The organism is Acidisphaera sp. L21 (genome assembly GCF_009765685.1).
Classification (GTDB): Bacteria; Pseudomonadota; Alphaproteobacteria; order Acetobacterales; family Acetobacteraceae; genus LMUY01.
In genome coordinates this window covers 70,654-83,642 of the sequence record NZ_LMUY01000070.1, presented here as the reverse complement: position 1 = coordinate 83,642, position 12,989 = coordinate 70,654, and the positions used below count along the sequence as shown (strand labels likewise).

The following is a 12,989-nucleotide window of genomic DNA, read 5'->3' as shown; positions in this document are numbered from 1 at the left end:
GCAGTGCCGCTCCCCTCATCTTCCCGTCCTCCCCTGCGAGGCTCATGGCGTGATCTGCCGGATGCCGGCGCGAGCATGCGACGCTTGTAGTAGGGTGAGACCGTCCGGGACCGTCCACATGGGCGGGTTGTTGCCGCTGCCGCGCACGCATCCAAGTGTCGCCAGCGCGCGCCCAAAAACGCTCGCGCCGGCAGGCTTCCGGACGTTCTGCGCTTTCGCCCATTCCAGGAACGCCGTGTGTAGAGCCGGCCCCGAGATGGTTTGACCAAAACCGCCCCCGTTCATACCAACGACAAGCACACGGCCGGCAACAGCGTCTTCAATCCAACGCGTGATGTCGTCGGCTGATAGCCGCTGCTGCTGTTGCAGTCCCTTGGTGACTGGAACGTCGCGAACGTTGAAGGCGCTCAGGTCTAGCGAAAGCAGCGCATGCAGGAATGCCTCTATCCCGCCGCCTTCGATCTCCGCATACAGCGCGTCGAAGTAGGCCCGGTCGCGTAGCTCCGTCACATCCAACACAAAGAAGCGGCGCGCGTCAGCGCCAGCCGGGACGACCCACTGAGAATTGCTGGTGATGAAGTAAGCAACTGAGTTAGAAACAACGAACCGATCTTTTCCTTTGCGGTTGATCGCAATCGTGTTGCTGGTGACCGCGGCCCGAAACCGGGCGGCGGCTTTGTGGTCCCCTGGGAAAGCTGCCTCGTCAAGTGAAACGAAGCTTTTGTCTTGGAGGACGCCGTTGAACTCGCCGATGATTTCATCGATCGTGGTTGCTGAGTGTCCGTGCCGGCCAAACATGCGCAAGAGTAAGCCTGCCGCTGTAGACTTGCCGGTGCCTTCTTTTATGGACCGCGCAACTACAACGACTTGGGGTGACGTCCCCGGGCGTTGAACTATGGAAGCCAACCAACGAACCAAGTAGTTGTAATGTGCTGCATTTCCACGGCAAAGCACGTCATGCAGGTGCTGCTCAATGAGCGGCCAGTTCCCAGGCCTAGCCATAATAGCAAAGCCGCGCCAGGTATTCTCGACCACTTGCCCCCGTGCGTGGAGCTTATTTTCTGGGTCATAGGCTACCACGTCCACGGTATACCGGCCATCCCAGTTCGACCAGTAATTCCAAGCTGGCACCAACTTCGCGGTGTCACCTGACCCCACCTTCACCCGGTAAGGTGCCAGCAGGTCAGCTCCATCCGTCCGCGTCATCGGATGCGGCGATCCGTCCGGGGCACGCCGAAAATAGGAAGGCCCCGATCCGAAGTCCCGGGCGAAACCAACAAACCTATTCAGTAGCGCCCCCGCGACACCTTCGTTCATAATGGTTGGCAAGGTGTTCCAGGCTGGCGGCATCACTACGGTAGTGGCGACCGCGATCGAGCTAGCGCTAGCGCTAGCTGGCCTGGCCGCCGTTGGTCCGGTCCCCCCGGTAGCAGCGCTAATTTGCTGAGCGGTTAAATACGGCCCCAGGTCGAACCCGGTGCTGATCGCGGTCTTTATCACGGTTCCAACTGTGATCCCCTTGGCAGGGCCAAACGAATTCCAGTCCGAAGCGAAGTCGGCTTCGCTTACGAACTTGGTGCCGCTCATGGACCATGCGAGGGCTATAGTATAGGCGTTGGTAGCTCCTAAGTATCCGGCATGGGCTCCTGAAAAGACGAGGTTGCGCCATAAATCCCGGTCTGCGTCCGCAAGAGCTGAAATGCCAGGCCAATGAAACAGTGCTGCAAGCAGGTTGTTCTGTTGGTCGCTAGTAAGCTTGCTAAAATCAAAGCGCGCCCGCCCTCCGGCTCGGGCGGCGGCAGTTAGGTCTGGTAGTGATTTGTTCGCTAGGGCGGGCGACATTTTGCCGCTCGACAAGGCGCTCGGCTTCCCCGGTTGGCTTGCCGCTGACCGGAGTGTAGAACTATCTGCCGGCGCGCCGGCGGCTACGCCAATGACCGCCTGCTCTATATCATCGAGCGGGTATTTCATCATGGTGCCACCGCCATGTGCAAAATGCCGGAGAGACATACTGTGCGCCCCTCCGCTATTTTCGTTTTGCCGGGAAAATTAGTGGAGAACGGCAGTCGCAGGATGCGGTCAATGTTGAAAACATTGTCGAGCTTGCCACCGCAAGCTTTCTCCGCAGAGCGTATCATCTGTTCCGTCAAAGCCTCTACACGACGCACCAGTTCGTCGGTGGCCGGCATCGGAGCAGGAAACAGCCAGATCGGTTGAAAGCCCCCGCCGCTTGCGATGACTATTGAGGGGCGTAGCGGAAGACGTAGAAGCGATGCCTGCATGTGATCGAGCGAGCGCCCTGCCTTCGCGTCGTAGTCAACAAACGCACCGGCCCGAATTGCAGCGATGTCCTGCTTCCCGGCTTTCTTTTTGAGGCGGCCTTTAGGTTGATTGAGTTGGAAATATAGGTTGCACTCGCTTCGACTTTTGCCGATGGCCCACTCGGTTGTCGCGTCAATAGTATCTGCGTCGAGGTAGAAGCCATGATCTCGATCCGCACCACCATGAGCGCGGAGCGCCACTACGGTAGTGGGGCCAACTCCGTCGAGCACCAACTGTAGCCCCGCGCGGATGTCGTCTCGCGCCTCGATCCACGACGCTAATCCTGTCGCCCAAAAGGGCGAGACTGTGGTATCTGGCATTATGCCGGCTCCAAGTGTTGGCGGTTATCGCGGCGACGGAGGTTCTGGCGACCCTCCGTCGCAAACGCGTGGGGGTTACGCGGCGCGCCGGGTCTTACGGCTCTGCCGGGGAGCGGTCACTGGCACCCGCACTGCTGCGCGCGCGTCGGGTGCAGGGCTTCGAGCCGGCGCGGCCTCGCTCAGCCGCCATCCTTCAAGCCATTCATTCCAGCCGTGCTTGTCGATTAGAAGCTTGCCGCCCTTGCCGCCGGGCTGGCAGATGTGCGGGGCTAGGCCGTTGCCCGCGACCCAGCTGCCATCGCTGTCGTAATGCGGCTTCGCCCGGTTGGCGTAGGCGCGCACGGCAGCCGGCGTAAACGCACCCCCCGACTGTTCAGCGATTGAATTTATACCCTGCCAGTCTCGCTGGCGGGTTGGCTGGTGCGTGTCTGCGGTTTGTAGGTTCATTGGTGTCCATCCTTTCGGTGGACACCCTATTAATCAGGGTTCGCAGCTATGACCTGAATTTAATGCACCGCTGAACAGGCTGCGTCTCATCGTCTGCCAACAGCGCCCGCGCCTGCTCAATGATCCGAGTGGCATTATCTGGGGTCAGGTCGCATGACCCTGATAGCGCTCTGCCGTCCGCCTTCATGGCCTCGAATTTCATTGTCTCCTGCAATGCGGCTACGGCTCGTCGCTCTCGCTGTGGAACGATAGGACTACCGCGGACACCCATTCTGCGGGAACTGGCGGGCCCGTCTCCAAGGGGCAGTCTCAAAGCCAGGTATATCGCTGACCTAATCGGGCGCCAGGCCATCTTCCTGCCAGGCTTTTTCTTGCCGTCTGTCCCGACGGCATTGTTGCTCTGGATGGCAGTCCAAAGCCGGATTAAAGCCTGCTGCTGCGTAGCGCCACCGTCGCTCAAATTGCCCCCGGCGATAGTCAGGAACCGGGGGGCTTGCTCAGTCTTTCGCTGCCGTCCCATCGGTCAGGACACCCGGTGCTGTGCTGCTGCCCGCTCGACCAGGTCCCGGAGCCGGCTATCGGTCAGGTGGGCGTAGCGCTTGGTGGTCTGTTGCGATCGATGACCAAGCACGGTCCCGATGTCCAAGAGCGACGCCCCCATGTCCGCCATGGCGCTCGCGGCGGAATGGCGTTGGTCATGCCAACGGAACCCGGTGATCGCTGCACGGGCGCACGCGGCCCGGAAGCCCACGCGGAGGTCAATCGGCTCTTTGGGGTTTTTCTTTCCCGGAAACACCAGGTCAGTGTCCAGCCGCACGACGCGACGGCGCTCCCGCAACAACTCCACCACAGCGGGCACCAGGGGCACGCTCCTATTGCTGCCGTTCTTGGTGTCCATGAAGGTGACCACACCTTTGATCAAATCCACATGTGGCCAGCGCAGCCCAAGAACCTCACCCTGCCGGCCGCCTGTCGACAAACTCACGGCGACAGCAAGATAGAGGTCTGCACTCAGGCTGGCCTTCGCCTCGGCAAGTAGCCGCGCCCGTTCGTCGGGTGTCAGGAACCGCTCCCGCCCTTTGCTCTCAAGGCGGTTCTCCATGCCGCGCACAGGGTTAGCCGTCAGCCAGTCATTGGCGACGGCGAAGCTCAGGACCGCGGATAGGTTCGCTTTGTATCGGTTGACGGTCGCGCCCGCGCGGGGGAGGGGGGCGCCGTTCTCTTTCTTCGGTGCCCGTGGCTCGGTTGCCAGATCATCGAGTGCGAGCGCGACCCGATGTCGGTTCAAGTCGCGTAGCCGGGTCTTGCCCAGCCGGCCGCGCCACCAAGCCAGGTGAACCGCCTTCATCCGGGCGTCTTTCATCCCCGGCAGCTTCACCGCTGTATAGGTGTCGATGGCCGCAGCCAGGGTTCGCCCGCTACCGACGGCGTAGGTGCCGTCGCGCATCGCCGCTTCCGTCGCAGCGCCCCACGCCTTGCCTGGCGCGAGCTTGGTGAAAGTGCGTGTGGCGGTCGGCTTGCCGTCCTGCCGGACCTTTACCTGGTAGGAGAACTCGCCGCTGCCGTTCTTCCGCTTCGTGATCGTCGCCATGTTGTCAGTCCCCAAGGCCTCTTGAGGATGCTCTGGCTGAGCATGGGACGGTCGTGAGTGACGGGGATACCGCCAAAACCGTGGTCATTTGACCGCTCACTGTCCCACATTTGTCCCATCTTCCACGATGTCGTATCTAAGTCACTGTTATCGTTTAGCCTTCCGACGGAGTGCTGCGGATTTGCAGTCCGCTACATCACCACTCTGCCACCGGACCAACGGTGCTACACTCAGGGAGAAAACCGCGAATTTCCGCCGTTTGCAGCCCCGGCGCGTCCTATAACCGAGTTGTCTGGGTTTAGCCAGATGCAGACAGCCCTACGGCCACGTCTGCCAACCCACGGCCCAGGCCGCCGCAGTAGCAGGTATCGTCGGGTACCTCGCGCCACGATGGTAATACACGGCCCGAGTAGAAGGCGCCAAGACCCACCGATACTGTCGGATACCCAGGTGGTATCATCGTCAAGTTGACGCACCGTCACGCCTATTGCATAGCAAAGTCATTGCTCGGGGGAGGCTTTTGATCGTGGACGAGCATTCATGGATAATTCGAATTCGATGAGCATGGATGACGACAGCATTGCAGCGGCTGCCCAGCAACTCATTCTGCGTTACCGGCGCGAACAAAGCACCAGTCAAGAGGCCAGGGAAATTCCGGCTTCCAGCGCTCAACCAAACCTGCCGCCGGACGACCCACGTAGTCTGAGGCTCGCGATCGACAATATGGCGGTCGCGATTGAGGAGATCCAACGCCAGCAAGTCAGCCGGGAAGCTGTGCTGATCGGCGCTATGGAACGCATTGAGCGCAACGTCGCAAAATTGGCCGGGCGGATCGATGCGCTGATGCAGGATATGGTCCAGCTTCAAAGCCAGCCAATTATCGATATCGACGCAATCGTTGACCAGCAGCGGGTGGCGGCAAATTCTATGTTGCAGGAGTTTGGACGGATGATGGAAATGGGCCGGTCCTTGTTGGACGAGACCATCCAGATCCATTCCCAGGACATGAAGACCCCTGGTGATCCTGATGAGAAAACTTTCACGCCCTAATGGCTCGTATCTTTCACTATTCCGCCGCAATCACGCGCCACGATGCCATCGGCTATTCTCTGACCGCCCTGCATCGGGCCATGCTGCGCCGCGGGCTGTCATCGCATCTGGTCTGTGATGATGAGGCGGTTGTCCGCGCACCGCAATCGACCATGGGCTTCAGCGACCTGGTCCTGCTGAAGCCGACCGCCGGCGACCTCGTGTTCTTCCACTACTCGTTCGCCGATCGAAATGCTGCCGGCATGATGGAACTGCCGTGCCGCAAGATCATGGTCTATCACAATATCACGCCAGGCCGATTCTTTCGCTCTGTCGGGCAGTATGAGCTTGCAAAGCATTGCGATGTCGGCCGGGACTTTCTTGGCACCATGAAGGATTGCTTTTCGGCCGTTATCGCCGACTCCGCATTCAATGCGCACGAGCTTACCGCGCTCGGCTATCCCGCTCCCGAGATTATTCCTGTGTTCTACAATGACGCGTTTTTTGCCAGTGGAAAGTCGGAGAACAACGCGTTCCTGCGGCGACGGATCGCGGGTGAGATAAGCCTTGTCTTCATCGGCCGCTACGTTCCAAACAAGCGCTTGGACACCCTGATTCGGGTGACTGCGGCGATCAAGCATTTGTTCAAACGGCAGGTACGACTGCGGCTGCACGGGAAGGTCTGGAACCGCGACTTCGTCATCGGCCTGCGTCGGCTCGCCGAAGATGTTGGGGTGGAGCACGAGGTGACCTTTGCCTTGAACCAGCCAGTCGAGGCCCTGCGGACATCACTTGCCTCAGCCGACGCATTCGTCTCGGCAAGCGAACATGAGGGATTTATGGTGCCCCTCGTGGAGGCGTTCTCGGCGGGATGTCCGGTGGTCGCCCTCGCCTCCACCGCGGTGACGGAGACATGCGGGCCCGCGGCGTTGCTGGTGCATGATGCGGACCCGGAGGAAATGGCCGCGCGCATCATCATCACGCAGCAGGATCGTGATTTTCGGTATGATTTGATCCGCCGGCAAACTGCGCGTGCGGCCGATTTTGCCGAGTATCGGACGATGGCCAAATGGAACGCCGCTCTGCAGGAGTTGCTCGAGGAACCGTTGAGTGTCCATGCACATCGCATTTGACGGCGGCTGTTTCCAGCAAGACATCCTTGAAGAAGTTCATCACGTCGCCTGCGGTTTTCTCAACGCTGCCAAACTGCTGCAACCCGATCTTGTTGTGACGCTCGTCTGCGATCCGCGGCGGGGGCAGGCTCGTCCGGAGGCGCTTGCAGGCCTCAACTGGAAGCCACCCGTCATCTATGCCGCTGTTGCGAAGGCCTGTGAGGCGCCCGAGACATGGCCTGCGGTAACCGACCCCAACATACGCTTCTTCGTTGACGGTGCGATTGTGCCCGCCGAGCTGGCGGATGGAGTCGCCCGCTATCATGGCGCAGTGCCGAGGCGCGCCTTCGCCATCTTGAGCCGGACCGCGCCGATACATGACAGCCGGGGATACATCCAGCGACGCGGGATTCTCATCCGCGCGATAACGATTGACGATGACGTCCGGATTGCTGGGAGCGATCGTAGGCTCGGCTCGGGCTTCACCACCACTGCCGAGGCGGAGCGGTGGACCGACGGCGCGGGCTTCATACCGTTGGAGTTCTTCCAGAGTCAGTCTGGGGCAATCACGGTCGAAGTCGCCTACACGGCACAGAATATCTATCCCATGCTGTCCGGCGCGGGCGCAGACGCGGTGCGAAACGCCCGGCGTGCCCGGCGTGATATGGAATTCCAGCTCGCGACACGCGCGCTGTCGGCATCCCTTCGGGCAGCGGGCGCGACGGTCTATTTCACCAACCACTTCATGCCTCAGATACTGCCCAACATGGTGAACGTAGCCTGGGCCTACGACCTTGCGGCTGATTTATTGCCACAATACTTTTCCACTGACGCTCAGTTCAATTTTCAACAAAACCTCGGGGTGTTCCACTCCGCCGCGCGGATTTACGCCGTGTCCGAGGCAACGCGCAACGACCTCATCAATCACGCGGGTATTCAGGGCGCTCGCGTCATCACGGCGCGCATGGCGAGTAAGACTGCCTTGGGACCAAGCCCGGGAAAGTTGGCACATGCCACTTTGGAGCCGCTGGGTCTCACTTTCAAACGCTACATTTTGGTGGTCGGGACGATCGAACTCCGCAAAAACCCAATTCGGATTTTGCAAGCCTATGACCACCTTAGGAGACGCCTTTCAAACTGCCCAGAATTGGTCATCGTGGGCAAGCACGGCTGGGACGTCGACCCAGTCCTGGCCTATCGATCTTCCATCGGCCTAGAGCCGTATACCAAAATCCTGACCGACTGCGCCGATGACGGCCTGGCAAGCCTTTACTCGGGTGCCCTGTTTTCCGTGTATTTGAGCGTTTATGAAGGCTTCGGGCTGCCTGTGCTGGAGGCGATGGCCTGTGGCTGTCCCACGCTCGCGTCCGATCGTGCGGGCATCGCAGAAATCGCTGGGGGCGCCGCACTGCTCGCCGATCCATATGACGTGCAGGCTATAGCCGCGTCGATGTACGAACTCGCGACTGATGAGCCGCTGCGGGACACATTGTCGGGGCAGGGCTTGAGCCGCGCCCAGCACTACAACCGGACGCGCTCGGTCGAGACGATTCTAGACGATCTTGGGCATCTGGTGATGGGTCGGAAGTCGCAGACCGATGCCGCATAGTCATAGCAGGTTGGCACCCTTGCTCTACGCCATCGGGCTCACGCGCAAGCGTGTCCGGACGTACCGAATTGCGGCAGACGCCGCACGCGATGCCAAGAATTGGCGCGGGGCGGTTGTCCATTATCAACGCTACCTGCAGTCGCGACCGCAGATGTGGCCGATATGGGTCCAGCTTGGCCATGCGTATAAAGAAGCCGGTGATATCACCGCTGCCGAAGCGTCCTATCGCCATGCGGTCGCTGGAGATCCACAGGACCCGGACGCCCAGCTTCAGCTTGGTCGTATCCTCCGGTTGAATGGACGATTGGACGAAGCGCGTGAGGCCCTGCAGCGCAGCGCAGCGATCCGCCCCAGTGATGACGCTGCGGTGGAACTCGCGCGGTTGACGGAAATGGCCATGCCAGGCGGGACGTCTGGCAACTCGACGGATCGGACAGCCGGCGACCAGGCCCGGCTTGCGCAGCAATGGTTTGCTGCAGCCCGGTTGTACCGTGCGCATCTCGACGTCTATCCGATGGATGGCGCCATCTGGGTGCAGCTTGGCAACACGCTGAAGGAGGCTGGCAACTACCCGGACGCGGAGGCGGCCTATCTTCGCGCGATCAGCCTGGATGACACCGCCGCCGATAGTTATTTGCAGCTAGGCCATTTGCTGAAGCTGAGCGGCGCCCGGGGCGGTGCAATCGCTGCTTATCGCAAAAGCGACGCCCTCGCGTTGCGTGACGCCGGGCCGAGCGAGGCTGCGGCGGAAATGGAGCGGATGGGCGTATTCAGTCTAGGTTTGTCAGCCAGTGACGGTGGGGCCGGTCGTTCACTGTCTGCGATATTCGTGCGAGACCGGTGGACGATCCTGTTGGAGGCGCAGGCGGCCCGGGACACGGGGCAGTGGGATCGATCGGCCGCCCTATATCGCGAGTACCTCGCCATCGAATCAGGTGCCGATCGCGTTTGGCACGAGATGTCGTGCGTGTTGCAGAAGACACAACGTTATCGAGAGGCACTCGAAGCGCTCGACCAAGCAGTGCGGCACGCCACCCAGCCGGAGAAATGGGTGGCGGAGCGTATCGCATTGCTCCGGCAAATGGGCCGATCGAACCAGGCCGATTTTGCCATGATGCAAAACCTGATGGCTGCAAAGCGGCCGCCCAGCGCTTAAAGAGCGGATACACGCTGTCAAAACACTGCGCGAGGATGCCAGCCGATGACCCGGTCGCCCTTGTTTGATCCCGCCGCCTTCCGAATTCCCTTGGGCGTGGCGCATGTGTGCGCCGGGGGAGAAGCCGCTTTTCTACGCCGGCACGCAGCCGCATTCGAGCAATATGCCGTCGACAAAAGCAACGCCCCCCGTGGCCGCGTCGCGCAGGAGGCGGAGGTCGACCGGGCACGCCACCTCAGCGCCAGCCTGTTTAGCGTCACCCAGGACACGATCGGCTTCGTATCCAGCGTGGCGGAGGGCATGTCCATGCTGGTGGAAAGCCTCGATTGGCAGGACGGCGACAATGTCTGCCTCGATCCCGACGAATACCCCTCCCTGGTGGCCCCGCTTCAGTTCGCGCTGCCGCCGAACGTGGAGATCCGCTTCGTCAAGATGCGTGAGCTGCAAAGCCTGGCCCGGCAGTTGGACGATCGCACCCGGCTGCTCGCCGTCAGCCACGTTTCCTACCTCAACGGCGCACGGCACGACCTGGCGGGGTTGCGCCGGGCAACCGATGCGGTGGGGGCAATGCTGGTGGTGGACCATACCCAGGCTGCGGGTTACCTGCCGATCGAGGCCGGGCCGGCAGATTTCGCCTTCGCCGCCACCTATAAATGGGCGCTGGGCATGACCGGGACGGCCATTGCCTATTGGAACCGCCAGCGTCACCCTGCCTGGCGGCCCAACACTGCGGGATGGCACTCCATCGCCACGGGCGACAGGCCAGACTACGCCAGCCGCCCCGCTTTGCGGCCGGATGCGATGCGGTTTACCCGCGGCAATCCCTCGCACGCCTCGGTCTATGTGCTGGCCTCGGCACTCGGCTACCTGGCCGGCTTCGCCCCCGGCGACGTCCAGGCGCCTGTGCAGGGGCTGACGACGGACCTGCTGGCCCGGCTCGCCCGGCAGGGCATCGCCAGCACCACCCCGCCCAACCCGGCCGAGCACGGCGCCAGCGTCTGCATCGAGGGACCTCAGGCGGCGGAGGTCGTAACTCGCTTGCAGGAGCGGGGCGTGTTTGCCTGGAATGGTCGCGGCCGCATCCGGTTCAGCTTCCACGGCTACAACGGGACCGCCGACGTGGACGCGATCGAGGCCGGGTTGCAGGCGGTTTGGCGCGGGTAACCGGCGCAGTTGCCGGAGCGACCGGCTGCACCCTATAACCGGGCGGTGAATTCCGGACGCTCCATGGACCAGCTTCAGACAGACTTCACTGCCGCCCGCAACAACATGGTGGATTGCCAGGTGCGCCCCAACCGGGTCACCGACCCGCGGGTGCTGGACGCCATGCGCAGCCTCCCGCGGGAGCAGTTTGCCCCGCCCAGCCTAGCCGAGATGGCCTACGTGGACGAGGATCTGCCGCTTGGCCGCGGCCGCGTGCTGATCGAGCCGCTGGTGATCGCGCGCCTGGTGCAGCTTGCCCGGCTACGGGCAGGGGACAAGGTTCTGATCGTAGGTGCCGGTACCGGCTACGGCGCCGCCGTCGCCGCCGCCTGCGAGGCGCATGTGACGGCGCTGGAGGAAGACGACGCCTTGATGGCGATCGCTCTGACCACGCTGCCGCGCATCGCGCCGGCGGTGCGTCTGGTGCAAGGACGCCTGGCCGCAGGCCTGCCCAATGACGGTCCATGGGACGCCATTATTATCGAAGGCGCAGTGACCAAGGTGCCGGACGTGTATGCGATGCAATTGTCGCCCGGTGGCCGGCTCGTCGGCGTGCTTGCCGCGACCGGGAGTTCGGGCGGCCGAATCGTGCTGGGCGAGCCTGTGCCCGGGGCCACGACGCTGCGGTTCCGCGAGATGTATGACTGCACGACGCCGATGTTGCCGAGCCTGCGGCCGGCGCCAGCTTTCGTCTTCTAGCGGCGCGGCAGCCACACCACCCGGGTGTATATGCCCGGCGTGGCGCGGATGTCTTGGCGGTTGAACCTACGCTATGGCAGATTGGCCCCGACGGGCTTTGGGATACTGCGAATGCAAAAGCGGATAGCGACGGTTTTCGGCTTGGGTATGGCGTGGTTTGCCACTGCCGCGTCGGCACAGACCCAGCCACACACCCTCCAGGAAGCGTTGGCGGCGGCCTATAGCACCAACCCCACCCTGCTGGCTGCGCGCGCGGCGCTGCGGGCCGTGGATGAAGGCGTGCCCCAGGCATTGTCCGGGTGGCGGCCGCAAATCGTGGTAAGTGCCTCCTACGGCGGCGGCGCCGGCACGTTGCAGCAATCCGGGCCAAAAGTTCAGACGGCGCGCGAGTCGCTGTCGGGTCAAGCAACGCTCAGCCAGCCGATCTATAATGGAGGCAAGACGGAAGCGCAGACGCATTCTGCCGAAAACCGGGTGCTGAGCCAGCGCGGTCGCTTGATCGCGACCGAGCAGTTGGTCTTCACCAACGTCATCACCGACTACGTCAACGTCATCCAGACCGAGCAACTGCTTCAGCTGGACCTGAATAACGAGCAGGTGCTGAACCGCCAGCTCCAGGCGACCAACGACCGGTTCCGCGTGGGTGAAATCACCCGTACCGATGTCGCCCAGGCGGAGGCGGCGCTGGCTGGCGCCCGCGCCACGCGGCAGACGGCGGAAGGCAACGTGCAGACCGCCCGGGCCGCCTTCCAGCGCGACGTCGGCTTCTTGCCGAGCAACCTGGTCGTGCCGCAGCCGCTGGCCCTGCCGATTAAGACCGCGGCCGAGGCGTCGCGCATCGCCGCTGCCAACAACCCGACCCTGATCTACACGATGTTCGATGCTGCAGCGTCCAAAGACGCCGTCGACGTCGCGTATTCGGCCATATTGCCGACATTGAGCGCCCAGGCCTCGGCCTTCCGCCAGGACAACACGACGTTCAATAACAGCCGCACGATTGGTGCGCAGGCGCTGCTGAACCTCAGCGTGCCCATCTATCAGGGCGGCGCTGAATACTCCGGCGTGCGCCAGGCCCGGCAGACCGAGCAGCAATCGCGCAAGACGGTCGACGACACCCGCCGCCAGGTCATCCAGTCGGCACTCTCCTCGTGGGAGACGCTGGTGGCCGCTCGCTCCACGATCGAGAGCACGCGTTCCGCCATTCGCGCGAACGAGATCGCGTTGGAAGGCACGCAGCGAGAGGCCATCGTCGGTAGCCGGACCACGCTGGACGTGCTGAATGCCGAGCAGGCGCTGCTGCAATCCCGCGTGACGCTGGTGCAAAACCTGGCGAGCCTGGTGACGTCTTCCTACAACGTCGCCGCCGCGCTCGGCCGGTTGACCGCGCGGGACCTGAACCTGAACGTCCCGCTGTATGACGACACCGCCTACTACAAGGCTGTGCATGACCGTCTGTTCGGCACAGGCGATTACGCGCTCAGCCAGCCGGGCCGGTGATGTT

The 12,989-nt window shown here is 62.4% G+C and carries 11 protein-coding genes; 7 read left to right on the top strand and 4 right to left on the bottom strand.

The window, feature by feature from the left end; genetic code table 11:
- Window positions 1-42: 42 nt before the first annotated feature.
- The 4 genes from GSQ76_RS13090 to GSQ76_RS13075 form a co-directional block, all read right to left on the bottom strand.
- On the bottom strand, window positions 43-1,974 hold the full coding sequence (locus tag GSQ76_RS13090; RefSeq protein ID WP_158744353.1) for a DUF5906 domain-containing protein: 1,932 nt from the start codon (window positions 1,972-1,974) through the stop codon (window positions 43-45).
- Window positions 1,971-2,642: a hypothetical protein gene (locus GSQ76_RS13085; RefSeq protein WP_158744352.1), complete on the bottom strand. Its 672-nt coding sequence runs from the start codon at window positions 2,640-2,642 to the stop codon at window positions 1,971-1,973. Before GSQ76_RS13085 ends, GSQ76_RS13090 begins: the two co-directional genes overlap by 4 nt.
- Before the next feature lie 75 nt (window positions 2,643-2,717).
- Complete coding sequence (locus GSQ76_RS13080) at window positions 2,718-3,089, bottom strand: hypothetical protein (protein WP_158744351.1); 372 nt, start codon at window positions 3,087-3,089, stop codon at window positions 2,718-2,720.
- A gap of 523 nt (window positions 3,090-3,612) precedes the next feature.
- A complete protein-coding gene (locus tag GSQ76_RS13075) occupies window positions 3,613-4,680 on the bottom strand; it encodes a site-specific integrase (RefSeq protein ID WP_158744350.1) in 1,068 nt (355 codons plus the stop codon).
- Between the two features lie 540 nt (window positions 4,681-5,220).
- Between GSQ76_RS13075 and GSQ76_RS13070 the strand changes: the two genes are divergently transcribed.
- The 7 genes from GSQ76_RS13070 to GSQ76_RS13040 all read left to right on the top strand — a co-directional run bounded on the left by GSQ76_RS13070 (window position 5,221) and on the right by GSQ76_RS13040 (window position 12,985).
- Window positions 5,221-5,730: a hypothetical protein gene (locus tag GSQ76_RS13070; RefSeq protein WP_158744349.1), complete on the top strand. Its 510-nt coding sequence runs from the start codon at window positions 5,221-5,223 to the stop codon at window positions 5,728-5,730.
- Window positions 5,730-6,842, top strand: coding sequence for a glycosyltransferase (locus GSQ76_RS13065; RefSeq protein WP_158744348.1), 1,113 nt, complete (start codon window positions 5,730-5,732; stop codon window positions 6,840-6,842). The genes GSQ76_RS13070 and GSQ76_RS13065 overlap by 1 nt, the downstream gene beginning before the upstream one ends.
- The gene (locus GSQ76_RS13060) at window positions 6,826-8,430 is read left to right on the top strand and encodes a glycosyltransferase family 1 protein (protein WP_254070391.1); all 1,605 of its coding nucleotides are present in this window, start codon (window positions 6,826-6,828) and stop codon (window positions 8,428-8,430) included. Before GSQ76_RS13065 ends, GSQ76_RS13060 begins: the two co-directional genes overlap by 17 nt.
- Before the next feature lie 151 nt (window positions 8,431-8,581).
- Window positions 8,582-9,586 (top strand): tetratricopeptide repeat protein, encoded by a 1,005-nt coding sequence (locus GSQ76_RS13055; RefSeq protein WP_158744346.1) that lies wholly within the window; start codon window positions 8,582-8,584, stop codon window positions 9,584-9,586.
- Window positions 9,587-9,631: 45 nt separating this feature from the next.
- Window positions 9,632-10,750 (top strand): aminotransferase class V-fold PLP-dependent enzyme, encoded by a 1,119-nt coding sequence (locus GSQ76_RS13050; protein WP_158744345.1) that lies wholly within the window; start codon window positions 9,632-9,634, stop codon window positions 10,748-10,750.
- 63 nt (window positions 10,751-10,813) lie between these two features.
- Window positions 10,814-11,488, top strand: coding sequence for a protein-L-isoaspartate O-methyltransferase (locus tag GSQ76_RS13045; RefSeq protein ID WP_158744344.1), 675 nt, complete (start codon window positions 10,814-10,816; stop codon window positions 11,486-11,488).
- Between the two features lie 111 nt (window positions 11,489-11,599).
- Complete coding sequence (locus tag GSQ76_RS13040; RefSeq protein WP_158744343.1) at window positions 11,600-12,985, top strand: TolC family outer membrane protein; 1,386 nt, start codon at window positions 11,600-11,602, stop codon at window positions 12,983-12,985.
- Window positions 12,986-12,989 lie beyond the last annotated feature (4 nt).

What these genes read in the sequence shown, in the direction of transcription:
- GSQ76_RS13050 (WP_158744345.1), top strand. Translation starts at nt 9,632, where the DNA reads ATGACCCGGTCGCCCTTGTTTGATCCCGCCGCCTTCCGAATTCCCTTG.
- GSQ76_RS13075 (WP_158744350.1), bottom strand. Translation starts at nt 4,680, where the DNA reads ATGGCGACGATCACGAAGCGGAAGAACGGCAGCGGCGAGTTCTCCTAC.
- GSQ76_RS13045 (WP_158744344.1), top strand. Translation starts at nt 10,814, where the DNA reads ATGGACCAGCTTCAGACAGACTTCACTGCCGCCCGCAACAACATGGTG.
- GSQ76_RS13085 (WP_158744352.1), bottom strand. Translation starts at nt 2,642, where the DNA reads ATGCCAGATACCACAGTCTCGCCCTTTTGGGCGACAGGATTAGCGTCG.
- GSQ76_RS13065 (WP_158744348.1), top strand. Translation starts at nt 5,730, where the DNA reads ATGGCTCGTATCTTTCACTATTCCGCCGCAATCACGCGCCACGATGCC.
- GSQ76_RS13055 (WP_158744346.1), top strand. Translation starts at nt 8,582, where the DNA reads ATGTGGCCGATATGGGTCCAGCTTGGCCATGCGTATAAAGAAGCCGGT.
- GSQ76_RS13080 (WP_158744351.1), bottom strand. Translation starts at nt 3,089, where the DNA reads ATGAACCTACAAACCGCAGACACGCACCAGCCAACCCGCCAGCGAGAC.
- GSQ76_RS13070 (WP_158744349.1), top strand. Translation starts at nt 5,221, where the DNA reads ATGGATAATTCGAATTCGATGAGCATGGATGACGACAGCATTGCAGCG.
- GSQ76_RS13090 (WP_158744353.1), bottom strand. Translation starts at nt 1,974, where the DNA reads ATGATGAAATACCCGCTCGATGATATAGAGCAGGCGGTCATTGGCGTA.
- GSQ76_RS13040 (WP_158744343.1), top strand. Translation starts at nt 11,600, where the DNA reads ATGCAAAAGCGGATAGCGACGGTTTTCGGCTTGGGTATGGCGTGGTTT.
- GSQ76_RS13060 (WP_254070391.1), top strand. Translation starts at nt 6,826, where the DNA reads ATGCACATCGCATTTGACGGCGGCTGTTTCCAGCAAGACATCCTTGAA.